The following is a 25191-nucleotide window of genomic DNA, read 5'->3' on the forward strand; positions in this document are numbered from 1 at the left end:
TATGTCGCTGGCAAAAGCATCGATATGGACCGCCGGTTCCACGCTGATCAAAATCGGCGTGGGGTTGTTGGTGGTGAAGCTGCTGGCGGTGGCGTTTGGCCCCAGCGGGGTGGGGCAGGCGGGTAACTTCCGCCAGTTGATTACCGTGCTGGGCGTGCTGTCCGGCGCGGGCATTTTTAATGGCATCACCAAATACGTGGCGGAGTACCACCAGGATCCGCAGCGTCTGCGTCTGGCGGTAGGCACTGCGTCGAGCATCGTGCTGGGTTTTTCGACCTTGCTGGCGCTGGTGTTTCTGTTCGCCGCCGAACCGATCAGCATCGGGCTGTTCGGGCATGCCGATTACGTCGATGTGGTGCGCGCCGTCGCCTTCATTCAGATGGGCATCGCCTACGCCAACCTGTTCATGGCGGTGCTGAAAGGCTATCGCGATGCGATGGGCAATGCGCTGGCGGTGATCGGCGGCAGCCTGATTGGCGTGGTGGCTTATTACCTATGCTTTAAGCTGGGTGGTTATGAAGGCGCGCTGGCGGGGCTGGCGCTGGTGCCGGCGTTGGTGGTGTTGCCTGCCGGGCTGATGCTGTGGCGGCGCAAAACGCTGCCGCTGCGCTATCTGGCGCCGCGTTGGGACAAACTCGTGGCCGGCAATCTCGGCAAATTCACCCTCATGGCGTTGATCACGTCGGTGACGCTGCCGGTGGCCTACGTGATGATGCGTAACCTGTTGGCCGCCCATTACGGCTGGGATGAGGTGGGGATTTGGCAGGGCGTCAGCAGCATTTCCGATGCCTATCTGCAGTTTATCACCGCTTCGTTTACCGTCTATTTGCTGCCGACGCTGTCGCGGCTGACGGACAAGGGCGCCATCTCACGGGAGATCGTGCGTTCGCTGAAATTCGTGCTGCCGGCGGTAGCGGCAGCGAGCTTTACGGTTTGGGTGCTGCGCGATTTCGCTATTTGGCTGCTGTTCTCGGACAAGTTTGTCGCCATGCGCGATCTGTTTGCCTGGCAGCTGGTGGGCGACGTGCTGAAAGTCGGGGCCTATGTGTTCGGCTATCTGGTGATCGCCAAAGCGTCACTGCGCTTCTATATCCTGACGGAAGTCAGCCAGTTTCTGCTGCTGACGCTGTTCTCGCACTGGCTGATCCCGCTGCACGGCGCGTTGGGGGCGGCTCAGGCCTATATGGCAACCTACATCGTGTATTTCGCGCTCTGTAGCTGCGTGTTCCTTATTTATCGTAGACGAGTATGACCACACTGATTCACGTTCTGGGATCCGATATCCCGCATCATAACCAGACGGTGCTGCGCTTCTTCAACGACGTGCTGGCGCCGCGTTTGCCGGCTGAGCAGACGCGGCATTTTATGGTGGCGGCCAAGGATGTGGCGGCACTGGGTGATTTCCCCGCCCTGAACATTGAGCCCTACGCAGACAAGAAAAGCCTGGCGGCGGCGGTCATCGCCCGTGCCCAGGCCGATCGCGATGCGCGCTTCTTTCTGCACGGCCAGTTCAATCCGGGGCTGTGGTTGGCGCTGCTGAGCGGCAAGATCAAGGCGCGTCAGGTCAGTTGGCATATTTGGGGCGCCGATCTGTATGAAGACGCCACCAGCTGGAAATTCCGGCTGTTCTATCTGCTGCGCCGCATTGCGCAGGGGCGAGTAGGGAACGTGTTTGCTACTCGCGGCGACGTGATTCACTACCAGCAGCGCCATGCGCGGGTGCCGGCCTCGCTGCTGTACTTCCCGACCCGCATGGATCCGGCGCTGACCGACGTTCACGTCGAGAAAAACCTGGCCGGGCCGATGACGATTCTGGTAGGCAACTCCGGCGATCGCAGCAATCGGCATATCGAAGCGCTGCAGGCGATTCATCAGCAGTTCGGCGCCGACGTGCGCGTGATCCTGCCGATGGGTTATCCGGCCAACAACGATGCCTACATCGAGCAGGTGCGCGCCGCCGGGTTGCCGCTGTTCGGCGAGAAAAACCTGCAGCTGCTCACGCAGCAGGTGGCGTTTGAGGACTATCTCAATATTTTACGCGCCTGCGATCTGGGCTATTTCATTTTCAATCGCCAGCAGGGGATTGGCACCCTGTGCCTGCTGATTCAGTTCGGCGTGCCTTTCGTGCTCAGCCGGCAAAACCCGTTCTGGCAGGATTTGGCGGAACAGCATCTGCCGGTGCTGTTCTACGGCGATTCGCTGGACGAGGCGGTGGTGCGCGAAGCGCAGCGTCAGCTGGCGGCGGTGGATAAACAGGCGATCGCCTTCTTCAATCCGAACTATGTCGACGGCTGGCAGCAAGCCCTGGCGTTGGCGGCGGGAGAGCACTCATGACGTTGGCGCAATTCGGCGGCCTGTTTGTCGTCTATCTGGTCAGCCTGACGTTTATTCTGACGCTGACCTACCAGGAGTTTCGGCGCGTGCGCTTTAACTTCAACGTCTTCTTTTCGCTGCTGTATTTGCTGACGTTCTATTTCGGTTTTCCTTTGACCTGCCTGCTGGTGTTCCAGTTTGACGTCGAGGTGGTGCCGGTGGAGTTTCTGCTGTACGCCCTGCTGTCGGCGACGGCGTTTTACGCCATCTATTACGTCACCTACAAGACCCGGCTGCGCAAGCGCCGCACAGAGTCGCGTACGGCGCTGTTTACCATGAACCGGGTAGAGACTCATATGACCTGGGTGCTGCTGGCATTGGTGGCGATCGGTACCGTTGGGATCTTCTTCATGCAGAACGGCTTCCTGCTGTTCAAGCTCAATTCCTACAGCCAGATTTTCTCCAGCGACGTGTCCGGCGTGGCGCTCAAGCGGTTCTTCTACTTCTTCATTCCGGCGATGCTGGTGGTCTATTTCCTGCGGCAGGATCTGCGCGCCTGGTTCTTGTTCCTGGTGGCGACGGTGGCGTTCGGTATTCTGACCTACGTGATCGTCGGCGGCACCCGCGCCAACATCATCATCGCCTTCGCGCTGTTCCTGTTTATCGGCATCGTGCGCGGCTGGATCACGCTGTGGATGCTGGCGGCGGCGGGCATATTCGGCGTAGTCGGCATGTTCTGGCTGGCGTTGAAGCGCTACAGCCTGGACGTCAGCGGCGCGGAAGCGTTCTATACCTTCCTCTACCTGACCCGCGATACCTTCTCGCCGTGGGAAAACCTGGCGCTGCTGCTGCAAAATTACGACAAGATCGATTTCCAGGGCCTGGCGCCGATCGTGCGTGATTTCTACGTCTTTATTCCAACCTGGCTATGGCCGGGCCGGCCGGACGTGGTGCTGAACTCGGCCAACTATTTCACCTGGGAAGTGCTGAACAATCACTCCGGGCTGGCGATTTCGCCGACGCTGATCGGTTCGCTGGTGGTGATGGGCGGCGCGCTGTTTATCCCGCTCGGCGCGATTCTGGTGGGCATGATCATCAAGTGGTTCGACTGGTTGTATGAGTTGGGCAAAACTGAGCCGAACCGCTATAAGGCGGCCATTCTGCAGGGGTTCTGCTTCGGCGCGGTGTTCAACATCATCGTGTTGGCGCGCGAAGGGGTGGATTCATTCGTGTCGCGCGTGGTGTTCTTCTGCATTATTTTCGGCGCCTGTTTGGTGCTGGCGAAGTTGCTGTATTGGCTGTTCGATACCGCCGGGCTGATCAAGGCCAGAGTGACGCGCACCCGCGCGCTGGCGTCTCCGCCCCGGGCGAACGGTTTTTTGTAAGGGTAATGAGAACGATGGAAGCAAAGATTTCGGTGCCGCAGTATGAGCTGCGCGGTTTCAGCCTGTGGGGCTTTCGCGATATGGCGCACTGCATGGACTTTTTGTTCGACGGCGGCCGGGTAAAACAGGGCACGCTAGTAGCCATGAACGCGGAAAAGATCCTGAAGGCGGAAGAGGACCCGGCGCTGCATGCGTTGCTGGATGAGGCGGAGTACAAGTACGCCGACGGCATCAGCATGGTGCGTTCGATTCGCCGCAAATACCCGGCGGCGGACGTTTCGCGCGTGGCGGGTGCCGATCTGTGGGAAGCCTTGATGCAGCGCGCCGGCCGTGAAGGCACGCCGGTCTTCCTGGTCGGCGGCAAGCCCGAGGTCTTGGGGGAAACCGAGCAAAAGCTGCGCAGCCAGTGGAATGTCAACCTGGTGGGCAGCCAGGACGGCTATTTTAAACCGGATCAGCGAGAGGCGCTGTTCGAGCGTATTCGCGCCAGCGGCGCCGCTATCGTTACGGTGGCGATGGGATCGCCGAAGCAGGAGATTCTGATGCGCGACTGTCGCAAGGTGCATCCGCAGGCGCTGTACATGGGCGTGGGCGGCACCTTCGACGTCTTTACCGGCCATGTGAAGCGTGCGCCCAAGGTGTGGCAGAACCTCGGTCTGGAATGGCTCTACCGCCTGCTCAGCCAGCCCAGCCGCATCGGCCGACAGTTGAAGCTGCTGAAGTTTGTCGGCTACTACTACAGCGGCAAGATGTAATCCCTCATCCGGGGCGGAAAGTGCTGTTCCGCTCCGGTCTGCTGTACCAATAATCTGCTTTTGCACGTTTCTCCCGCATATCTATAACCCCCGGCCCTAAACGTCGCTGCATTTATTCCATAAAGTTTTAAATTGCGGTTTGCTTATAGCGGCGAAATGCGAAACGATACCGCCCGGAAATTATCCCTGGCCGCTGAAGCCTGATGCGACAGCGCTGAACGATGTCCCTCTCACGGTAACTTCGCTCCGACTACCCGTTGATGCCAACCCGATCGGCAGGGGATGATTTATTCTTTTAATAATGACAATAACGACCGGCAGCGGCCGGCAGGCAAACACAACCCGAGAAAAATTATTGAGGATTTATGGCACACAAAGAGAAACCGCAAGGGCTACACCGGGGCCTTGAGGCCCGGCATATCGAGCTTATCGCTCTGGGGGGCACCATCGGTGTCGGCCTGTTTATGGGGTCGGCCAGTACGCTGAAGTGGGCGGGGCCGTCGGTGCTGCTGGCTTATATCATCGCCGGGCTGTTCGTGTTCTTCATTATGCGTTCGATGGGAGAAATGCTGTTCCTCGAGCCGGTCGCGGGCTCGTTTGCCGTTTACGCGCATAAGTACATGAATCCCTATTTCGGTTACCTGACCGCCTGGGGCTACTGGTTTATGTGGATTGCCGTCGGCATTTCCGAGATCACCGCCATCGGGGTGTATGTGCAGTTCTGGTTCCCGGAAATACCGCAGTGGGTGCCGGCGCTGATCGCCGTGGCGATGGTGGCGCTGGCCAACCTGGCGGCGGTGCGCCTGTATGGGGAGCTGGAGTTCTGGTTCGCCATGATCAAGGTCACCACCATCATCGTGATGATTCTGGTGGGGCTGGGGGTGATCTTCTTCGGCTTCGGCAACGGCGGTGAACCTATCGGTTTCGCCAATTTGACGGCGCACGGCGGTTTCTTTGCCGGCGGCTGGAAAGGCTTCCTGTTTGCGCTGTGCATCGTGGTGGCGTCCTATCAGGGGGTTGAGCTGGTGGGCATCACCGCCGGAGAAGCCAAGAACCCGCAGGTGACGCTGAAACGCGCGATCAACAATATCCTGTGGCGCATCCTGATCTTCTATGTCGGCGCAATCTTCGTCATCGTCACCATCTTCCCGTGGAACGGCATCGGCACCACCGGCAGCCCGTTCGTGCTGACCTTCGCCAAGATCGGCATCGTTGCCGCCGCCGGCATCATCAACTTCGTGGTGTTGACCGCCGCGCTCTCCGGCTGCAACAGCGGCATGTACAGCGGCGGCCGCATGCTGTACGCCCTGGCCAAGAACCGCCAGCTGCCGGCGGCGCTGACCAAGCTTTCCGCCAGCGGCGTGCCGGTGAACTGCATCGCGGTCACCATCGGCTGCCTGTTGGTGGGTTCCGCGCTGAACTACATCATCCCGAATCCGGAGCAGGTGTTCGTCTACGTCTATAGCGCGAGCGTGCTGCCGGGCATGGTGCCGTGGTTCGTGGTGCTGATAAGCCAGCTTTATTTCCGCCGTGCCCATAAGGAAGCGATCAAAAATCACAGCTTTAAGTCGATCATGTTCCCGTATGTGAACTATCTGACCATCGCTTTTCTGATTTGCGTGCTGGTCGGCATGGGAATCAACCCGGATACGCGGATTTCCCTGCTGGTCGGGGCGATTTTCTTAGCCGGCGTCAGCCTGTGCTACTTCGCTTTCGGCATGCACAAGAAACATCATCCGGCTGAAAATCGGGTAGAAACGCGCCAATAAACGGTGAAAAGGGGCTACGGAGTGCGCTTTTGTGCGCGGGAGTGAGCAAAGCGTAATCAAACGCAACATTTCTGCGAAAAAGCACTAGACAGAATTGGCGTAAATCCGTAGTATCCCCTCCCGCAACGGCGCTACGCGCCCGTAGCTCAGCTGGATAGAGCGCTGCCCTCCGGAGGCAGAGGTCTCAGGTTCGAATCCTGTCGGGCGCGCCATTAAGTTTGTGCGCAGGAGCTGCGGTGGTAATATTACCGCGTGAGTAAGAAGAAGTAGTAATGGTGGCTATAGCTCAGTTGGTAGAGCCCTGGATTGTGATTCCAGTTGTCGTGGGTTCGAGTCCCATTAGCCACCCCACTTCCTAACGAAGTGAAGATTTAGCAGTATTTTGTGACAGTGCGAAGGTGGCGGAATTGGTAGACGCGCTAGCTTCAGGTGTTAGTGTTCTTACGGACGTGAGGGTTCAAGTCCCTCTCTTCGCACCACGCAAAATATCTGATAAATATAAGATTTATATGGACAACGGTCTGATAAATCAGGTAGTATGAGCAACACAAATCGGCGAGTAGCGCAGCTTGGTAGCGCAACTGGTTTGGGACCAGTGGGTCGGAGGTTCGAATCCTCTCTCGCCGACCACTTTCAAAGAAACCGACGCAAGTCGGTTTTTTTACGCCTGCAGTTTATGAGGATGAGCACCTCCGCAGGAGGTTCGAGCCTCGCGTAGCGAGACAACGTTGCTTCAGCAACGGCCCGCAGGGCGCGCATCAAAGATGCGCGTAATCCTCTCTCGCCGACCACATTCGAAAAGCCTGCTTTTTAAAGCAGGTTTTTTTTCGTCTGTCGTTTATGAAAGCAAGTTCTTCTCAGCATGACGAAGGGAGCATCGACAAGCCCGTGCAGCACCGCACGGGCTTTTTGCCTTCCAGGGGGAGCATCTGGTGTCGGCCTGCAAACGTGTTGGTTTTCAGCGACAATACCATCCTGCGCTGTCGTCAGGTTGAGACAAATAATTCATTGATTTTAAAAGATAAAGCTAGCTTTGACTTAAGTCGTCGTTTCGAGGCGACAACCTGATAAAGGCCGCCGGCAAGGAACACCAGAGAGTGATTTGTGACGGGAAAGGAAGGGTTAAATAAAAATCCAATAATTTCAATATATTGAGGTATGCTTTTCTATTTTAGAGCCTGAATTTAAAAGTTGGCACGCCAAATGCAATATCTCTTGCGTAGATGCTCATTCCACCTCTTATGTTCGCCTTAGGCCTCATAAACCCTGGGAATGACGCAGAGCCGATTTAGGGTGCCTATCGCCCACGAGAACGATGACTAACCCGTCATCACGCTCAGGGCAGAACGTTGAGTGAGGCACCGCCCCTGTTGTCCTAGACCTGATTGCTTCTTTATACACTTGCCCTGCGGCAAGTGTTTTTTTTTGCGCTTCAGAAAGCCATTGGGCAAAAAAAAGCGCGGCATCGGGGCCGCGCTTTTCTCTCTCAGGCAGGGCGTTATTCGCCGCCGTTCTGTTTCAGCGTTAACATCAGTCCCTCACGCCGCATCTGCGCCGCTTCATCCGAACGATGCAGTTTCTCCAGCGTATCGGCCAACCAGGCGTAGTCGTAGGCATCCGGGCGCTGTTTCAGCGCTTCACGGAAGGCGTCGGCCGCTTGCTGCCACTCGCCGTGCTTCATCAACAGCTGCCCCAGCGTGCTGTTCAGCAGCGGCGTCGCGCCGTGTTGTTTCATCTGCTGACGCAGCGCTCTTTCCAACTGCTCGGGGTTGCCGGATTTCAGCCGCGGCAGCAACAGCACCAGGCGCTCGTCATATTGGCGCTTCAGGCTGTCGAGCACAATCTCCTGCGCCAGTTCGTGGTCGTTGCATTCGATCAGGTGTTCCACCATCGCGATTTGCAGCGGCACTTCGTGACGCGTCTTGCGGCTCTGATCTTTCCACCAGCGCTTCAGGCCTTCGCTGCCTTCGTCCGCCATCGCCTGATTCATCAGCCCGATGTACGCCTGTTGCTGCAGAGCCTGCAGCTGTTCTTCGCTGTGGAGTTCGATTTTACGCATCGACGGCAGCACTTCCAGCAGCGACGCGTAGGCGCCAGTGCGCAGATAGGCTTGTTCCGCCAGACGCAGCACTTCCGGATGACGCGGCGCCTGGTTCAGCAGGCGATCGACGCCGTGGCGCGCGGCGTGGTTCTCGCCCTGCGCCAGCTGGATGCGAACCCGGGTAATGTCCACCGGCAGCTGATCGGTGTCGGCCGCTTCGGCGGCGCGCTCCAGATACTGATTGGTACGGAAGTCGTCGCCGCGTTGCTGTGCGGCCTCGGCGGCCAGCAGGTAGTTCACGACCGGCTGTTCGGCGTGGTCGGCGTTGCGCGTCATCAGCTTCTCGACCTGTTTGTAGTCGCCTTCCGCCAGCTTGATCAGCGCGGCTTTGGTTTGCTGGCGCGCGCGGGTGCGCTTGCGGCCGATAAACCAACCGCGCGTGCGGGCGCCGGTACGGAAGATGCGGCGCAGGATCCACTCGATCGCCAGCAGCACCACGAACAGCAGCACCAGCATAATCACCAGGCCGGTGACGCTGGTTTCAATATTGTAATTGTCGGTCTGGATCAGCACATAGCCCTGATGCCCGGCCAGCATCGGCCCGAGCACCACGCTGGCGATCACCACCAGGAACAGAAATAGCACGCGTAACATGGCTTAACCCTCCTGGTGAGCGGCAGGGGACTGGGTCATCAGGTTGCGCACCCGGGTCTGCATCACTTTTTCCAGCAGCGGCTGGCTTTTCAGCTGATCCGGCACGTCCATCGAGATCGACTGTTGGCTCAGGCTGTCCAGCTCTTCCAGGAAGGCCTTGGTCGCCGGATCGGTGGTGTCGAAATAGGCGCGCACCCAGGTGGAGACGGTTTCCAGCGATTGCTTGTAGGTCTCGTTCTGGTGGCGCGGGATGGCCTGTGCGGCCACCAGCAGGCGCGAACGGATGTTTTCGCGCAGGTAGATGTCTTGGTTCGGTGCCAGCAGCGGCTCGGCGCTGGTGTCGCGGCGACGGATGGTGATGAAGTCGGCCATGAAATTGCGCCAGCTCTTGGCCAGGTTCTGCCGCCACTCGCCGATCGAGCTGGAGAGTTCGCTGCTGTTTTGATCCATCGGCGCTTCGTCGGTGTCGTTATCCGCCAGACGCAGGTTATCCACCTGATTGGACAGCTGATTGACCTTGAGGATGATGCCGTCGTAATCGACCTGGGTCAGCGTAGAAAGCGTGCTGATGTCTTCGGTAATGGCGCGGCGCACGTCGAGCAGGCTCGGATCGTTCATGTCCGACAGGCTGGCGTCGGCGCTTTTCAGCAGCGCGGCGGCGCTGGTGACGTCCTGATCGCTCCACAGCTTGCGGCCGGCCATTTTCACCAGGAAATCGGCCTGCGCCAGCAGCCAGGTTTTGGCGTCGCTGCCGGAGATGGTCGCCACTTTTTCCTGCAGTTCGCTCAATTGGCGCGCCAGATTCGCCTGCTCGCGGTCGGCGGCGTCCAGGGTTTTACCCTGCTGCTGCAACAGGCCCTCCAGCGCATTTCTTTCCTGCTGTTGGCTCTGCTTCACGCCTTCAAGCTGCTGCTGCAGCGCCTGATTGGCGGCGATCAGCTGTTGCGCCTGCTTGTGCGTGTGGTAATAGCCGCCCGCGCCGAGGGCGATGACCAGCACGATAGCGATCGCGCCGAGCACCGGGCCGGTGTTCTTTCCTTTGCGGCTGGCAGCGGCTGGCTGCTGGGAGCTCTCAACCGCGGTGGTTGGCTCTTCAACCGGGGCGGATGGGGTATTTTGTTCCGTCATAGTGGCACATCCCATAGTCAGATTATTGTAGCGCGCGGATCAGCGCGTCATTATCGGCGTTGTCAGCTACCCGAATCGTACGCCAGCCCAAGTCCCGGGCGAGGGTAGCCAGGCGTTCGCTCACTACTACCAGGCGGCAACGCAGCAGCCATGAAGAACGATAGTAATCAGGAACTAAAGTATAGAGCTGTTGTAACATTTCACCGCTGGTCACCACCAGCGTATCCACACCGGCACGCTGCCAGTGGGCGCTTTGCTCGCTGCCGTCGTAGTGCACCGGGCTGCGTTGATAGCATTCATAATAGCTGACGTCGGCGCCGCGCTCGCTCAGCGTCGTGCCCAGCAGCTCGCGGCCGCCGTTGCCGCGCAAAATCAGCGCGCGTTTGCCCGCCAGTTTTTGCAGCGCCGGCAGCAGCAGCAGCGTTTCGCTGATCTCGCGTTCACGCGGGTATTCCACCGGCAAACTGCTGATGCGGTGCAGCGCCAGCCCGGTGGTGCGGCCGATGGCGTAATAAGTCAGGTGCGCGGGCCAGCTCAGCCCGGCGCGGCCGATGACCGAATCGGCATAGTTCACCGAATGCTGCGACAGCACGAACACCAGATCGCCGACGCTAAGCTGCTGCAACGCCTGCGGCAGCTGCGGCAGATCGCCGCCGGGGGCGAAGTCGATCAGCGGTGCATGATAGGCAACCCGGCCGAGTGCGCGCAGCCGGCTCACTAACTGCTCGCCCGAAGGCGATGGGCGGGTTACCAGGATCGTCATGCCGGCGGATTTCCCTGGTAAACTTCGCGCAGGATCTCGCGTGCGCCGCGCGCCAGCAGCTCTTCCGCCAGCTCAACGCCCATCCGTTCGGCCTCGGCGGCCGGGCCGCGGCGTTCGCCGCGCACCATCTGGCTGCCGTCCGGCGCACCGACCAGGGCACGCAGCCACAGGCTGTCGCCATCCAGTTCGGCATAGCTGCCGATCGGCACCTGGCAGCCGCCTTCCAGACGGGTGTTCATCGCCCGTTCGGCGCGTACGCGGGTTTCGGTGGCCGCATGGTTCAGCGGCACCAGCAGCGCGCGGGTGACGCTATCGTCGAGGCGGCATTCAATGCCGACCGCACCCTGGCCGACCGCCGGCAGGCACTCTTCGGCGCTCAGCGGGCTGCGGATGCGTTGCTCCAGCCCCAGGCGTTTCAGGCCGGCCACCGCCAGAATAATCGCGTCGTAATCGCCGTTGTCCAGCTTGGCCAGGCGAGTGCCGACGTTGCCGCGCAGGTCGCGCACGATCAGATCCGGGCGGCGTTCACGCAGCTGGCACTGGCGGCGCAGGCTGGAAGTGCCGACCACGCTGCCCTGCGGCAGTTGATCGAGCGAGGCGAAACGGTTGGAAACAAAAGCGTCGCGCGGATCTTCGCGTTCGCAAATGGTGGTCAAACCCAGGCCGGCAGGGAAATCGACCGGCACGTCTTTCATCGAGTGCACGGCGATGTCGGCGCGGCCTTCCAGCAGCGCCAGCTCGAGTTCTTTAACAAACAGGCCTTTACCGCCGACTTTCGCCAGTGGCGTATCCAGAATAACGTCGCCGCGCGTGACCATCGGCACCAACTCGACCTGCAGGCCGGGATGGCAGGCCATCAGACGTTGCTGCACATAATGTGCTTGCCAAAGTGCAAGCGGGCTTTGTCGGGTGGCAATTCGAATAATTTTGTCTAACATGCTTGTTACCGTTTTTATATTTCGCCATCCATCCTACCACTGAGAGCCAATACTGTCAGTGCAAGAAGCCGGAGGCGGAAAAAGGACAACGGAATCAAAGGGACGTGTGATGTGCTTTGGGGCAGTTAACACTGCGGGTAAATCGTTTAGGGAAGCGCTACAATAATTGTGAAGCGTTACCTCCTTTACGGTCAATCAGCAAGGTGTTAAATTGATCACGTTTCCAGCAATAAGTCGCCAAATATTCTTCTTACACTAACGGCGCTTATGGAATACGGGTTTTTTTCTAAACACCGGGATAATCAGGCGAGACGTCTTGTACCTCTACATCGAGACATTGAAGCAGAGACTGGATGCGATCAATCAGCTACGCGTCGATCGCGCCCTGGCGGCTATGAAGCCCGCGTTTCAACGGGTATACAGTCTGCTGCCCACCTTACTGCACCACCACCACCCGCTGATGCCGGGTTACCTGAACGGTAACGTTCCCCATGGCATTTGCCTCTACACGCCTGATGAAACTCAACAAGATTACCTGAACGATTTAGAAGACAAATGGGGCAGCCCGTTTGACAAACCGGCCAGCGGCGAGCTGCCGATCACCGGCGTCTACTCGATGGGCAGCACCTCGTCTATCGGCCAAAGCTGCAGCTCGGATCTCGACATCTGGGTCTGCCACCAGTCCTGGCTGGACAACGAAGAACGCACCCGCCTGCAGCAAAAATGCAGCCTGCTTGAGAAGTGGGCCGCCTCGATGGGGGTGGAAGTCAGCTTCTTCCTGATCGACGAAAACCGCTTCCGCCATAATGAAAGCGGCAGCCTGGGCGGCGAAGACTGCGGCTCGACGCAGCATATCCTGTTACTCGACGAATTCTATCGCACCGCGGTGCGCCTGGCCGGCAAACGCATCCTGTGGAACATGGTGCCGGGCGAAGAAGAAGCGCACTACGATGAATACGTGCTGTCGCTGTATGCGCAGGGCGCGCTGACGCCGAACGAGTGGCTGGATCTCGGCGGCCTGAGTTCGCTGTCGGCAGAAGAGTACTTCGGCGCCAGCCTGTGGCAGCTGTACAAGAGCATCGATTCGCCTTACAAGGCGGTGCTGAAGACCCTGCTGCTGGAAGCCTATTCCTGGGAATATCCCAATACCCAGCTGCTGGCGACGGACATCAAACACCGCCTGCATCAGGGGGAGATCGTCAGCTTCGGGCTCGATGCCTATTGCATGATGCTCGAGCGCGTGACCCGCTACCTGACCGACATCAACGACACCACCCGCCTCGATCTGGCCCGCCGCTGTTTCTACCTGAAAGTGTGTGAAAAGCTGTCGTTGGCCAAGGCCTGCGTCGGCTGGCGGCGCGAGATCCTCAGCCAGCTGGTCAGCGAGTGGGGCTGGAGCGAAGAGCGTCTGGCGATGCTGGACAACCGCGCCAACTGGAAAATCGAACGGGTGCGTGAAGCGCATAACGAGTTGCTCGACGCGATGATGCAGAGCTACCGCAACCTGATCCGTTTCGCCCGCCGCAACAACCTCAGCGTCAGCGCCAGCCCGCAGGATATCGGCGTGCTGACCCGCAAACTGTACGCGGCGTTCGAGGCGCTGCCCGGCAAGGTGACGCTGGTGAACCCGCAGATTTCGCCGGACCTGTCGGAAAACGATTTAACCTTTATTCACGTGCCGGTTGGCCGTGCCAACCGCACCGGCTGGTACCTGTATAATCAGGCGCCGGCCATGGATTCGATCGTCAGCCATCAGCCGCTGGAATATAACCGCTACCTGAACAAGCTGGTGGCCTGGGCCTATTTCAACGGCCTGCTGACTCCGCAGACCCGCCTGCACATCAAGAGCGGCAACCTGTGCGACACCGCCAAGCTGCAGGAACTGGTGGCCGACGTTTCTCATCACTTCCCGCTGCGCCTGCCGGCGCCGACGCCGAAAGCGCTGTACAGCCCGTGCGAAATTCGCCATCTGGCGATCATCGTCAATCTGGAAAACGATCCGACCGCCGCCTTCCGCAATCAGGTGGTGCACTTCGATTTCCGCAAGCTGGACGTGTTCAGCTTCGGCCAGCAGCAGCAGTGCCTGGTCGGCAGCATCGATCTGCTGTACCGCAACTCCTGGAACGAAGTGCGCACCCTGCATTTCAGCGGCGAACAGTCGGTGCTGGAAGCGCTGAAAACCATTCTCGGCAAAATGCACCAGGACGCCGCGCCGCCGGAGTCGGTGGAAGTGTTCTGCTACAGCCAGCACCTGCGCGGCCTGATCCGCACCCGCATCCAGCAGTTGGTGTCGGAGTGCATTGAGCTGCGCCTGTCCAGCACCCGCCTGGAGCCCGGCCGCTTCAAGGCGGTACGCGTCGCCGGGCAGACCTGGGGGCTGTTCTTCGAACGCCTGAGCGTGTCGGTGCAAAAGCTGGAGAACGCGGTGGAGTTTTACGGCGCCATCTCCAACAACAAGCTGCACGGCCTGTCTATCAAGGTGGAAACCGATCAGGTGCATCTGCCGCCGGTGGTAGATGGCTTCGCCAGCGAGGGGATCATCCAGTTCTTCTTCGAAGACACCTCGGACGACAAGGGCTTCAACATCTATATTCTGGACGAGTCGAATCGGGTGGAGGTGTATCACCACTGCGAGGGCAGTAAAGAGGAGCTGGTGCGCGACGTCAGCCGCTTCTACTCCTCATCGCACGATCGCTTCACCTACGGCTCCAGCTTCATCAACTTCAACCTGCCGCAGTTCTATCAGATCGTGCAGCTCGACGGTCGCACGCAGGTGATCCCGTTCCGCAGCAACGTGCTGTCCAGCCTGTGCGTGACGGTGGCCGATGGCGCGGCGCAGCCGCTCAAACAGCAGTTCCAGCTGCATTGACGCCGCAAGGGCTCGGTTGCCGAGCCCTGCATCGCCTCAGGAAAACTGCAGTTCCTCACCGGCCTGTGCGCTGGCCGCTTCGCTGAGTAGCTGATAAAACGGCTGCCCGCTGCGATCGCATAGCCAGACGCCGTCGCGGTAGTTGAAGTGGTAACCGCCGGCCTTGGTGGCGAGCCACACCTGGTGCAGCGGCTCCTGGCGGTTGATGACGATTTTGGTGCCGTTTTCGAAGCTCAGCGTCATCACGCCGCCATTGGTTTCGTAATCGATGTCCGCATCGCCGTCAAAATCGTCCAGTGTCTCTTCAATATTCAGCATCAGCTGGTCGGCCAACTGATGAAACTCGCTGTCGTTCATATTCAATTCCTATTGCTTTTCATGATCCACCTGCGATTATAGAGACCTTGGACGCATGAATTACAGGCATTAATGCAAATGAAAAAACAACTACGCTATGCGCTGATGGCAGTTCTGCTTACCGGCCTCGCCGGCTGTGGTCTGAAGGGCCCGCTTTACTTCCCACCTGCCGATTCCGCCGGCCAAAAACCGGCCAAGCCGCCGGTGCAAACGGGCGATCAGGTGCAAAAGAACCAGCAGGAGCAGTCTGGCTCTCAGCAAAAACCGTCGATGGTCGACCAGTAACACCCTGTTTGCGGTGGCGAGCGCCGCCGCAAAATCAAGACGGATAGCGCGTCCAGATAGCGGAGTATGATATGCAGTTCTCCAAAATGCACGGTCTGGGCAACGACTTTATGGTGGTCGATGCCGTTACACAGAATGTCTATTTTTCACCTGAGCTGATCCGCCGGCTGGCCGATCGGCACCTGGGCGTCGGCTTTGACCAGATGCTGGTGGTAGAACCGCCTTACGATCCCGAGCTGGATTTTCACTACCGAATTTTCAACGCCGACGGCAGCGAAGTGGCGCAGTGCGGCAACGGCGCGCGCTGCTTCGCGCGCTTTGTGCGGCTGAAAGGGCTGACCAACAAGCGCGATATCCGCGTCAGCACCCAAACCGGGCGCATGGTGCTCAGCGTCACCGACGACGATCTGGTGTGCGTCAACATGGGTGAGCCGAACTTCGATCCGCAGGCGGTGCCGTTCCGTGCCGCCAAGGCCGAAAAGACCTACATCATGCGCGCGGCGGAACAGACCGTGCTGTGCGGCGTGGTGTCGATGGGCAACCCGCATTGTGTTTTGCAGGTGGATGATGTAAAAACCGCCAAGGTGGAGCTGCTCGGGCCGGTGCTGGAAGGGCATGAGCGCTTCCCGGAACGGGCCAACATCGGCTTTATGCAGGTGGTCAGCCGCGATCACATCAAGCTGCGCGTTTACGAGCGCGGCGCCGGCGAAACGCAGGCCTGCGGCAGCGGCGCCTGTGCGGCGGTAGCGGTGGGGATCCAACAGGAATTGCTGTCAGAAGAGGTGCATGTAGAACTGCCGGGCGGCAGCCTGCATATTCGCTGGAAAGGGCCGGGCAACCCGCTGTTTATGACCGGCCCGGCAACCCATGTCTATGACGGATTTATTCATCTATGAAGAGCGTAGAAGAACAGAGCGTCGCCGGCCTGGCGCTGGATGACGACACCGTAATGCAGTATCTGCTGCAGAACCCGGATTTCTTTATTCGCAACGCACGCCAGGTTGAGCAGATGCGCGTGCCGCACCCGGTGCGCGGCACCGTTTCGCTGGTGGAATGGCATCTGGCCCGCCAGCGCAATCACATCGAACGGCTGGAAGAAGAGATCACGCTGTTGATGGAACAGGCCAGCGCCAACGAAGCGCTGTTCGCCCGGTTGCTGCACCTGCAGGCCGATTTGGCCACCGCCGATAGCCTGCAGGACATGCTCAACCGGCTGCAGCGCTGGGCGCGCGGCTTCGGTTTGGCCGGCGCCACGGTGCGCCTGTTCGCCGAACGCTGGAAGATCGGCGCGCCTTCCGACTTTACCCACCTGGCGCTGACGCGTTCGGCGTTCGAGCCGTTCCGCATTCAGCGGCTGGGCAGCGAACAACACTACCTCGGCGGCCTGAACGGCCCCGAACTGCTGCTGCTGCTGCCGCAGGCCAAACAGATTGGCCAGATTGGCTCGGTGGCGCTGTCGATGCTGGGCGACGACGGCGAACTGGGCATGGTGATCTTCAGCAGCCGCGATACGCAACACTATCAGCAGGGCATGGGCACGGTGATGCTCAATCAACTGGCGCGCATGCTGCCGGAACTGCTGGAACGCTGGGTCGAACGCGCATGACGCCGATTGCGCCCAGCCTGCAGCAGCCGGTGGACGCTTTTCTGCGTTATCTCAAGGTAGAACGGCAACTCAGCCCGCTGACGCAGCTCAGCTATTCGCGCCAGCTGGCGGCGCTGATGCGCCTGGCGCAGGAGATTGGCGTCACCGACTGGACGGCGCTGGACGCCGCCCGGGTGCGCATGCTGGCGGCGCGCAGCAAACGCGCCGGCCTGCAGTCCGCCAGCCTGGCGCTGCGGCTCTCTTCGTTGCGCAGTTTCCTCGACTGGCTGGTCAGCCAGGGCGTATTGCACGCCAACCCCGCCAAAGGCATCCGCACGCCGCGCAGCGGCCGCCATCTGCCGAAAAACATCGACGTCGATGAAATGAACCAGCTGCTGGAGATCGATCTCAACGATCCGCTGGCGGTGCGCGATCGCGCCATGCTGGAGGTGATGTACGGCGCCGGCCTGCGCCTCTCCGAGCTGGTGGGGCTGGATTGCCGCCATGTCGACATGGCCGCCGGCGAGGTGTGGGTGATGGGGAAAGGCAGCAAAGAGCGCAAATTGCCGATCGGGCGCACCGCCGTCACCTGGCTGGAACACTGGCTGGCGATGCGCGATCTGTTCGGGCCGGAAGATGACGCGATGTTCCTGTCCAATCAGGGGCGGCGCATTTCGACGCGCAATGTGCAAAAGCGCTTCGCCGAATGGGGCGTGAAACAGGGCGTCAACAGCCATATCCACCCGCACAAGCTGCGCCACTCCTTCGCTACCCACATGCTGGAGTCCAGCGGCGATCTGCGCGCGGTGCAGGAGCTGCTCGGCCACGCCAATCTGACCACCACGCAAATTTATACCCACCTCGACTTTCAACATCTGGCGAACGTGTACGATGCCGCGCATCCGCGCGCCAAACGGGGGAAATCCTGATGCATTTTTATCGCCCGCTGCGCCCGCTGGCGGCGCTGACTTTCGATCTGGACGACACGCTGTATGACAATCGCCCGGTGATTAGACAGACCGAACAACAGTCGGTGGCCTTCCTGCAGAGCTACCATCCCGGTCTGAACAGCTTCCAGTCGGCGGATTTCCACCGCCTGCGCCAGGAGCTGCGCGAGCAGGATCCGGAGATCTACCACGACGTCACCCAGTGGCGCTGGCGCGCCATTCATCTGGCGCTGAGCCGGCAGGGGCTGCGCGATGCCGACGCGGCGATCGGGGCCGATGCGGCGATGCAAAACTTCGCGCTGTGGCGCAGCCGCATCGAGGTACCGGAAGCGACCCACGCCACGCTGAAGGCGCTGGCCGCGCGCTATCCGCTGGTGGCGATCACCAACGGCAACGCCGATCCGGCACAGTGTGGCCTGGACGGCTACTTCCAGTTCGTGTTGCGCTCCGGGCCGGACGGCCGCGCCAAACCGTACCAGGACATGTACCACCTGGCCGTCGAGCGGCTGGGCGTGGCGCCCGAGCAGATCCTGCACGTGGGCGACGATCTGACTACCGACATCGCCGGCGCGCTGCGCGCGGGGCTGCAGGCCTGTTGGATCAACGATCGGCAACGGGATCTGATGCGGGCCGCCGACAGCCGCCTGCTGCCGCATATTGAGATTTCGCAGTTGGCATCGCTGACAGCATTGTTATAATCCCTGCCAGAACTCTGTATAAATTTCCAGTGAAAAACCCGTCAGCGGCGGGTTTTCCCTTAACCATTAGTGGTGCCTATGGACGTCTCCGATCTGCTCGACAGCCTGAATGAAAAACAACGTGAAGCCGTGGCGGCGCCGCGCAGCAACCTGTTGGTTCTGGCCGGGGCGGGCAGCGGCAAGACCCGGGTACTGGTGCATCGCATCGCCTGGCTGCTGTCGGTGGAGAACTGTTCGCCGTATTCGATCATGGCGGTGACCTTCACCAACAAGGCGGCGGCGGAAATGCGTCACCGTATCGAACATCTGATCGGCACCAGCCAGGGCGGCATGTGGATCGGCACCTTCCACGGCCTGGCGCATCGTCTGTTGCGCGCCCACCACCTGGAAGCCAACCTGCCACAGGATTTCCAGATCCTCGACAGCGACGACCAGCTGCGGCTGCTCAAGCGCATCATCAAGGCGCTGAACGTCGACGAGAAGCAGTGGCCGCCGCGTCAGGCGATGTGGTACATCAACGGCAAGAAAGACGAGGGCCTGCGGCCACAGCACGTCGAAACTTACAACAACCCGGTAGAGGCCACCTGGCTGCGCATCTATCAGGCCTATCAGGAAGCCTGCGATCGCGCGGGGCTGGTGGATTTCGCCGAGCTGCTGCTGCGCGCGCACGAGCTGTGGCTGAACAAGCCGCATATCCTCAACCACTACCGCGAACGTTTCACCAACGTGCTGGTGGACGAATTCCAGGATACCAACAGCATCCAGTACGCCTGGATCCGTCTGCTGGCGGGCGGCAACAGCAACGTGATGATCGTCGGCGACGATGACCAGTCGATCTACGGCTGGCGCGGCGCGCAGGTGGAAAACATCCAGCGCTTCCTGAAAGATTTCCCCGGCGCGGAAACCATCCGCCTGGAGCAGAACTACCGTTCCACCAGCAACATCCTGAAAGCGGCCAACACCCTGATCGCCAACAACGACGGGCGCATGGGCAAAAATCTGTGGACCGAAGGCGGCGAAGGCGAACCGATCTCCATCTACTGCGCCTTCAACGAACTCGACGAAGCGCGCTTCGTGGTCAACCGCATCAAGACCTGGCAGGACAACGGCGGGGCTCTGAACGACTGCGCCATCCTGTACCGCAGCAACGCCCAGTCGCGCGTGCTGGAAGAGGCGCTGCTGCAGACGGCGATGCCGTACCGCATCTACGGCGGCCAGCGCTTCTTCGAACGCCAGGAAATCAAGGATGCGCTGGCTTACCTGCGCCTCATTTCCAACCGCAACGACGATGCGGCCTTCGAGCGCGTGGTCAACACCCCGACGCGCGGCATCGGCGATCGTACCCTCGACGTGGTGCGCCAGGCGGCGCGCGATCGCCAGCTGACGCTGTGGCAGGCGACGCGCGAGCTGATGCAGGACAAAGTGTTGGCCGGCCGCGCCGCGTCGGCGCTGCAGCGTTTTATCGAACTGGTGGAGTCGCTGGCGCATGAAACCGCCGACATGCCGCTCCACGTGCAGACCGACCGGGTGATCCGCGATTCCGGGCTGTTCATCATGTATGAGCAGGAGAAAGGCGAAAAGGGGCAGGCGCGCATCGAAAACCTTGAGGAACTGGTGACGGCGACGCGCCAGTTCAGCTATCAGGAAGAAGATCAGGATCTGATGCCGCTGCAGGCGTTCCTGTCGCATGCGGCCCTGGAGGCGGGCGAAGGCCAGGCCGACGCCTATCAGGACGCGGTGCAGCTGATGACCCTGCACTCCGCCAAGGGCCTGGAGTTCCCGCTGGTGTTTATCGTCGGCATGGAAGAAGGCATGTTCCCGAGCCAGATGTCGCTGGATGAAGGCGGCCGTCTGGAAGAGGAGCGCCGCCTGGCCTATGTGGGCGTAACGCGCGCTATGCAGAAGCTGACGCTGACCTATGCCGAAACGCGCCGTCTGTACGGCAAAGAGGTTTACCACCGGCCGTCGCGCTTTATCGGCGAGCTGCCGGAAGAGTGTGTGGAAGAAGTGCGCCTGCGCGCCAGCGTATCGCGCCCGGTCAATCACCGCCGCATGGGCACGCCGATCAGCGAGAACGATACCGGCTACAAGCTGGGCCAGCGCGTGCGCCATCCCAAGTTTGGCGAAGGCACCATCGTCAATCTGGAGGGCAGCGGCGAGCACAGCCGGCTGCAGATCGCTTTCCCGGGTGAGGGCATCAAGTGGCTGGTGGCGGCCTACGCTCGCCTGGAAACGGTATAAAGAGCGGGGAGAGTTGCAGGGGCACGCCCCTGCAATCGTTCATTATCAGTGAGGGTAGCGATCGCCGACCTGCGCGGTGGCATACCAGCGCATCACCGCTTCGGTGCCTTCGCCGCCTTCCTGCGGCGCCCATTGCATGCAGTCCTCTTCGGTCAGTGCCTGATACGGGCCCTGCTTCACTTCGAATACCACGCCGCCGGCATCGACCGACAGCACCGCATGCCAGGTAAATGCCGGCATCTCCAGCACTTTGGTTTCTTCGCCGAGCAGGGTGCGCTGCGTGACGACGCCGTCATCGTTGAACTGCAATACGACAAAACGGCCGCGCAGCGGCGTCAGCAATTCCCAGGTTTGCGGGTGACGGTGCGGGCGGATATAGGTGCCGGGTTCCATGGCGATCGCCAGGCGTTGCACCGGGTCGCTCAACTCTTCGTGTAAAGTGCGGTGCGCGCGCAGGCGGGCCACGCTGGCGGCCTGTTCGCTCATCGCGGTCAGTTCATGGGCGGTAATCTGTTTCATCATTTAAATCCGCATGCTTGTCGTACCATTAGGGTGATGTCATCTTAACAACATTCTTGGTGGCGGTAAGCGATCGCCGCGACTTTTTCAGCACGGTTTAAGCGCCATTTTTACCATTGATCATCGTGATGATTTGTTGCGCAATTATCCCGCCTAACGTGTTGACAGGCTTTTTCCTCTCGGCGTAACATGCGCGCACTATTATCATTGAGGACAGACGCCTTGGACACACCCAGTAGATACTGGCTCACTGACCTGCGCCGCAGGTATAACTTCTAAGGCTCTCCGTTTTTGCTGATAGCCTTCGTGGTTGTCGGCGACCCCGCAAAGCGTCGCTATGAGTCAGATCTCTTCATGGTCTGAAACAAATCGGTGATACGCATCCCCTCTGTTTCTGTGCTTCAACGCGTTGTCCGCACCCGTTACCTTCACGGAGTTTTGGCACATGCTGAGCGCTTTTAAATTAGATAACCGCCGCTTGTCCCGTCTGGAGCTGGACGACTCGGATGATCTCACGTCATCGCTGTGGGTTGACCTGGTCGAGCCGGAAGAGGGCGAGCGTGAGCGCGTGCAGAATGAGCTGGGACAAAGCCTGGCGACGCGTCCCGAGCTGGACGACATCGAAGCCTCCGCCCGTTTCTTCGAAGACGAAGACGGTCTGCATATCCACTCCTTCTTCTACTTTGAAGATGCGGAAGATCATGCCGGCAACTCCACGGTGGCGTTCACCATCCGCGACGGCCGCCTGTATACCCTGCGCGAGCGTGAACTGCCGGCGTTTCGCCTGTACCGCATGCGCGCCCGCAACCAGACCATGCTCGAAGGCAACGCCTACGAACTGCTGCTGGATCTGTTCGAAACCAAGATTGAGCAGTTGGCGGACGAGATAGAGAACATCTACAGCGATCTGGAACAGCTCAGCCGGGTGATCATGGAAGGGCATCAGGGCGACGAATACGACGCCGCGCTGTCGACGCTGGCGGAGCTGGAAGATATCGGCTGGAAGGTGCGTTTGTGTCTGATGGATACCCAGCGCGCGCTCAACTTCCTGGTGCGCAAGGCGCGTCTGCCGACCGGCCAACTGGAGCAGGCGCGTGAAGTGCTGCGCGACATCGAATCCCTGCTGCCGCACAACGAATCGCTGTTCCAGAAGGTGAACTTCCTGATGCAGGCGGCGATGGGCTTCATCAACATCGAGCAGAACCGCATCATCAAGATCTTCTCGGTGGTGTCGGTGGTGTTCCTGCCGCCAACGCTGGTGGCCTCCAGCTACGGCATGAACTTCGAATTCATGCCGGAGCTGAAATGGTCGTTCGGCTACCCGGGCGCCATCACCTTGATGATCCTGGCCGGCCTGGCCCCTTACCTGTACTTCAAGCGCAAGAACTGGCTGTAACCCGGCGGCGCCGGGCTCAGCGCAGCTTGCGCTGGGTATAGAGCGCGTCGAGGGTGAACAGGATCAGCGCCGCCCAGATAAAGCCGAAGGTCACCAGTTTGTCCTGGCCGACGGTTTCGCCGTAGAAGGTGACCGCCAGCAGGAACATCAGCGTCGGGCCGAGATACTGGAAGAAACCGAGCGTCGACAGGCGCAGCCGGGTGGCCGCCGCGGTGAAGCACAGCAGCGGCACGGTGGTGACGATGCCGGCGGCGACCAGCAGCAGGTTCAGCGACCACGGGTTGGCGCTCAGGTGGCTGGTGGGACTGTCGGCGAACAGGAACAGATAGGCCGCCGCCACCGGCAGCAGCCACAGCGTTTCGATCAGCATGCCGGTCTGGGCGTCGATGGCGATTTTCTTGCGCAGCAGGCCGTAGAAGGCGAAGCTGAACGCCAGCCCCAGACCGATGATCGGCAACGAGCCGAACTGCCAGAGCTGTACCAGCACCCCGGTGAACGCCAGCGCCACCGCCACCCACTGCATGCGGCGGAAGCGTTCGCCGAGAAACAGCATCCCCAACAGCACGTTAACCAGCGGGTTGATGAAGTAGCCCAGGCTGGCCTCGAGCATATGGTGGTTGTTCACCGCCCAGATGAACAGCAGCCAGTTGCCGCCGATCAACAGCGCGGTGACCGCCAGCAGCAGCAGCCGTTTGCGATTTTGACAGGCGGCCCGCACTTTCGGCCAGCTGCGGCCCAGCGAGATCAGCGCCAGCATGAAGAAAAACGACCAGATGATCCGGTGGGTGAGGATCTCATCGGCGGGCACTTGCTGAATCAGTTTGAAATAGGCCGGGGCGATGCCCCACATAAAATAGGCGGCCAGGGCGAAGAAAATGCCCTGACGCGTTTGCTTTGCGTCCATGACGTCACTCGGGTGGGGAACGTAAGATGCGGTGAGTGTACTGAAGACGCTCACCGCACACAATCATCAGCCGACCAGATAGGTGGCGGTGGCGCTCGCGATATGCAGGCCGTCGTGGTTATGCAGCTCTACGCGCGCGACGGCGACCTTGTTGCCGCTGCGCAGCACGCTGGCGGAGGCGACGAAGTGCTCGCCGCGGCCAGGGCGCAGGTAATCGACGCGCAGATCGATGGTGCCCATGCGCGACAGCTTGGCGGCGATCTCCTCTTCGATCAGCGGCTCCAGGCGCGTCAGCACGCCGCCGGCGCAGGCCAATCCGGCGGCGACGTCAAGCACCGCGGCGATCACGCCACCGTGCAGAATTTCCTGTGCCGCGTTGCCCACCAGCTTGCGTTGGTTGGTGAAGCTCAGCTCGACGTAATCATCGTCGAAGCGGCGTAGCTCCAGGCCAAGCTCGCGGTTGAACGGCATGTGGTAGACAAAGATTTCGCCGATCTTGCGGCGGGCGGCTTCCAGGGTCAGTGGTGTGGTCGACATAGCGGGTTTCCATTTTTCTTTTGCGTTTTAAGGGAGCTAACTGGTCAGTCCAGGTTAATGGAATGTTGATTTTATGCTTAACCTTTGTTGCTTTCCAGACTATTCCAATAAAACCGACCTGCGCTGCGGTAAAGCCTCCTTTGTGTGTAAAATGGCCTGATTTTTTCCGGGCTTGCCCTTTTTCGTTGGAGTGAGGAGAGGTTATGCGCATTTTGTCAGGGATCGTTTCCGCCACGCTGCTGATGCCGGCGCTGGCATTGGCTGAGGAAGCCAAAGAGCAGCAGATTCACGATAAGCCGGCGGTGCGCGGCAGCATTATCGCCAACCTGCTGCAGGAGCACGATAATCCGTTCACGCTGTATCCTTACGATCCCAATTACCTGCTGTACACCGACACCAGCGATATCAACAAAGAGGCCATCAAGACGTACAACTGGGCCGACAAGGCGCGCAAGGACGAGGTGAAATACCAGCTTAGCCTGGCGTTTCCGCTGTGGCGGGGCATTGCCGGCGACAACTCGGTGCTCGGCGCATCTTATACTCAGCGCTCCTGGTGGCAATTGTCCAACCGCGGCGAGTCTTCGCCGTTCCGCGAAACCAACTACGAGCCGCAGCTGTTCGTGGGGTGGGCGACCGATTACCGCTTTGCCGGTTGGACGCTGCGCGATGTTGAAATCGGCGTTAACCATCAGTCTAACGGCCGCTCGGATCCGACGTCGCGCAGCTGGAATCGCGGCTATGCGCGGCTGATGGCGCAAAACGGCAACTGGCAGGTGGATCTCAAGCCCTGGTTCCGTTTCTCGGAGAGCTCGAGCAACGACGACAACCCGGACATCACCAAATACATGGGATACTACCGGTTGAAGGTCGGTTACGCCTGGGGCGACAGCGTGTTCAGCGTCGACAGCCACTACAACTGGAACAGCGGCTACGGCGGCGCGGAGCTGGGCTGGAGCTATCCGATCACCCGCAACGTGCGTTTCTATACCCAGGTGTTCAGCGGCTACGGCGAATCGCTGATCGACTATAACTTCCGGCAGACACGGGTGGGCGTTGGTGTCATGCTGAACGATATTATGTAATCATACCCGCTGGGTGTGTACCGAT

General features: G+C 60.1%; 22 protein-coding genes, 4 tRNA genes and 1 other RNA gene. 19 read left to right on the forward strand and 8 right to left on the reverse strand.

Annotated features, from left to right (window positions below):
* The first annotated feature begins 1 nt into the window (after nt 1).
* The 10 genes from wzxE (at nt 2) to V8N38_RS00650 (ending at nt 7013) form a co-directional block, all read left to right on the forward strand.
* On the forward strand, nt 2–1252 hold the full coding sequence (gene wzxE / locus V8N38_RS00605; RefSeq protein ID WP_048232375.1) for a lipid III flippase WzxE: 1251 nt from the start codon (nt 2–4) through the stop codon (nt 1250–1252).
* The gene (locus tag V8N38_RS00610) at nt 1249–2334 is read left to right on the forward strand and encodes a TDP-N-acetylfucosamine:lipid II N-acetylfucosaminyltransferase (protein WP_033649866.1); all 1086 of its coding nucleotides are present in this window, start codon (nt 1249–1251) and stop codon (nt 2332–2334) included. Before wzxE ends, V8N38_RS00610 begins: the two co-directional genes overlap by 4 nt.
* Nucleotides 2331–3698, forward strand: coding sequence for an ECA oligosaccharide polymerase (gene wzyE / locus V8N38_RS00615; RefSeq protein WP_147840548.1), 1368 nt, complete (start codon nt 2331–2333; stop codon nt 3696–3698). The genes V8N38_RS00610 and wzyE overlap by 4 nt, the downstream gene beginning before the upstream one ends.
* 14 nt (nt 3699–3712) lie before the next feature.
* Complete coding sequence (wecG, locus tag V8N38_RS00620; RefSeq protein ID WP_147840549.1) at nt 3713–4453, forward strand: lipopolysaccharide N-acetylmannosaminouronosyltransferase; 741 nt, start codon at nt 3713–3715, stop codon at nt 4451–4453.
* 365 nt (nt 4454–4818) lie between these two features.
* Nucleotides 4819–6222 (forward strand): bifunctional threonine/serine APC transporter ThrP, encoded by a 1404-nt coding sequence (gene thrP, locus V8N38_RS00625; protein WP_038874078.1) that lies wholly within the window; start codon nt 4819–4821, stop codon nt 6220–6222.
* A gap of 135 nt (nt 6223–6357) precedes the next feature.
* Nucleotides 6358–6434: transfer RNA gene (locus V8N38_RS00630), tRNA-Arg, on the forward strand.
* A gap of 63 nt (nt 6435–6497) precedes the next feature.
* Nucleotides 6498–6573: transfer RNA gene (locus tag V8N38_RS00635), tRNA-His, on the forward strand.
* Between the two features lie 41 nt (nt 6574–6614).
* A tRNA-Leu gene (locus tag V8N38_RS00640) sits at nt 6615–6701 on the forward strand.
* Nucleotides 6702–6775: 74 nt separating this feature from the next.
* Nucleotides 6776–6852, forward strand: a tRNA-Pro gene (locus V8N38_RS00645).
* A 32-nt stretch (nt 6853–6884) separates the two neighbouring features.
* A non-coding RNA gene (locus V8N38_RS00650) (RtT sRNA) lies at nt 6885–7013 on the forward strand.
* A 707-nt stretch (nt 7014–7720) separates the two neighbouring features.
* Here the strand turns inward: V8N38_RS00650 and hemY are convergent.
* From hemY to hemC, 4 genes are read right to left on the reverse strand one after another with little or no spacing between them, the layout of a single operon-like run.
* The gene (hemY, locus tag V8N38_RS00655; protein WP_019452550.1) at nt 7721–8917 is read right to left on the reverse strand and encodes a protoheme IX biogenesis protein HemY; all 1197 of its coding nucleotides are present in this window, start codon (nt 8915–8917) and stop codon (nt 7721–7723) included.
* Nucleotides 8918–8920: 3 nt separating this feature from the next.
* Nucleotides 8921–10045 carry a uroporphyrinogen-III C-methyltransferase gene (gene hemX / locus V8N38_RS00660; RefSeq protein WP_147840550.1) on the reverse strand — a complete coding sequence of 375 codons (1125 nt, stop codon included), beginning with the start codon at nt 10043–10045 and terminating at the stop codon, nt 8921–8923.
* Between the two features lie 22 nt (nt 10046–10067).
* Nucleotides 10068–10808: a uroporphyrinogen-III synthase gene (gene hemD, locus V8N38_RS00665; protein ID WP_060441211.1), complete on the reverse strand. Its 741-nt coding sequence runs from the start codon at nt 10806–10808 to the stop codon at nt 10068–10070.
* The gene (hemC, locus tag V8N38_RS00670; RefSeq protein WP_038874089.1) at nt 10805–11746 is read right to left on the reverse strand and encodes a hydroxymethylbilane synthase; all 942 of its coding nucleotides are present in this window, start codon (nt 11744–11746) and stop codon (nt 10805–10807) included. Before hemC ends, hemD begins: the two co-directional genes overlap by 4 nt.
* Nucleotides 11747–12062: 316 nt before the next feature.
* Here hemC and V8N38_RS00675 point away from each other — a divergent pair, with 316 nt between their 5' ends.
* The gene (locus V8N38_RS00675; RefSeq protein WP_019452546.1) at nt 12063–14615 is read left to right on the forward strand and encodes a class I adenylate cyclase; all 2553 of its coding nucleotides are present in this window, start codon (nt 12063–12065) and stop codon (nt 14613–14615) included.
* A 36-nt stretch (nt 14616–14651) separates the two neighbouring features.
* On the opposite strand, the gene cyaY is transcribed toward V8N38_RS00675, so the two are convergent.
* Nucleotides 14652–14972, reverse strand: a complete 321-nt coding sequence (cyaY, locus tag V8N38_RS00680; protein ID WP_049200053.1) for an iron donor protein CyaY — start codon at nt 14970–14972, stop codon at nt 14652–14654.
* 78 nt (nt 14973–15050) lie between these two features.
* Between cyaY and lptM the strand changes: the two genes are divergently transcribed.
* The 6 genes from lptM to uvrD all read left to right on the forward strand — a co-directional run bounded on the left by lptM (nt 15051) and on the right by uvrD (nt 20728).
* Complete coding sequence (lptM, locus tag V8N38_RS00685) at nt 15051–15257, forward strand: LPS translocon maturation chaperone LptM (RefSeq protein WP_048232385.1); 207 nt, start codon at nt 15051–15053, stop codon at nt 15255–15257.
* Between the two features lie 71 nt (nt 15258–15328).
* Complete coding sequence (gene dapF, locus V8N38_RS00690; RefSeq protein ID WP_049200051.1) at nt 15329–16153, forward strand: diaminopimelate epimerase; 825 nt, start codon at nt 15329–15331, stop codon at nt 16151–16153.
* A complete protein-coding gene (locus tag V8N38_RS00695; RefSeq protein ID WP_060424209.1) occupies nt 16150–16863 on the forward strand; it encodes a DUF484 domain-containing protein in 714 nt (237 codons plus the stop codon). Before dapF ends, V8N38_RS00695 begins: the two co-directional genes overlap by 4 nt.
* Nucleotides 16860–17771 (forward strand): tyrosine recombinase XerC, encoded by a 912-nt coding sequence (xerC, locus tag V8N38_RS00700; protein ID WP_033654013.1) that lies wholly within the window; start codon nt 16860–16862, stop codon nt 17769–17771. The genes V8N38_RS00695 and xerC overlap by 4 nt, the downstream gene beginning before the upstream one ends.
* The gene (gene yigB / locus V8N38_RS00705) at nt 17771–18487 is read left to right on the forward strand and encodes a 5-amino-6-(5-phospho-D-ribitylamino)uracil phosphatase YigB (RefSeq protein ID WP_147840551.1); all 717 of its coding nucleotides are present in this window, start codon (nt 17771–17773) and stop codon (nt 18485–18487) included. Before xerC ends, yigB begins: the two co-directional genes overlap by 1 nt.
* Before the next feature lie 78 nt (nt 18488–18565).
* A complete protein-coding gene (uvrD, locus tag V8N38_RS00710) occupies nt 18566–20728 on the forward strand; it encodes a DNA helicase II (RefSeq protein WP_038874108.1) in 2163 nt (720 codons plus the stop codon).
* 45 nt (nt 20729–20773) lie between these two features.
* Here uvrD and V8N38_RS00715 read toward each other — a convergent pair whose 3' ends face one another.
* Nucleotides 20774–21247, reverse strand: a complete 474-nt coding sequence (locus V8N38_RS00715; protein ID WP_025160392.1) for a WbuC family cupin fold metalloprotein — start codon at nt 21245–21247, stop codon at nt 20774–20776.
* 445 nt (nt 21248–21692) lie between these two features.
* Between V8N38_RS00715 and corA the strand changes: the two genes are divergently transcribed.
* Entirely contained in the window at nt 21693–22643 is a 951-nt protein-coding gene (gene corA / locus V8N38_RS00720; protein ID WP_004934262.1) for a magnesium/cobalt transporter CorA, read from the forward strand.
* Between the two features lie 16 nt (nt 22644–22659).
* Here corA and rarD read toward each other — a convergent pair whose 3' ends face one another.
* Both rarD and V8N38_RS00730 read right to left on the reverse strand, forming a co-directional pair.
* The gene (rarD, locus tag V8N38_RS00725; RefSeq protein ID WP_060424204.1) at nt 22660–23547 is read right to left on the reverse strand and encodes an EamA family transporter RarD; all 888 of its coding nucleotides are present in this window, start codon (nt 23545–23547) and stop codon (nt 22660–22662) included.
* Nucleotides 23548–23613: 66 nt separating this feature from the next.
* Entirely contained in the window at nt 23614–24084 is a 471-nt protein-coding gene (locus tag V8N38_RS00730; protein WP_033649641.1) for a thioesterase family protein, read from the reverse strand.
* Between the two features lie 203 nt (nt 24085–24287).
* Here V8N38_RS00730 and pldA point away from each other — a divergent pair, with 203 nt between their 5' ends.
* Nucleotides 24288–25166: a phospholipase A gene (pldA, locus tag V8N38_RS00735; RefSeq protein WP_004934270.1), complete on the forward strand. Its 879-nt coding sequence runs from the start codon at nt 24288–24290 to the stop codon at nt 25164–25166.
* The last annotated feature ends 25 nt before the right edge of the window (nt 25167–25191 follow it).

This window comes from Serratia nevei, from assembly GCF_037948395.1.
Classification (GTDB): domain Bacteria; phylum Pseudomonadota; class Gammaproteobacteria; order Enterobacterales; family Enterobacteriaceae; genus Serratia; species Serratia nevei.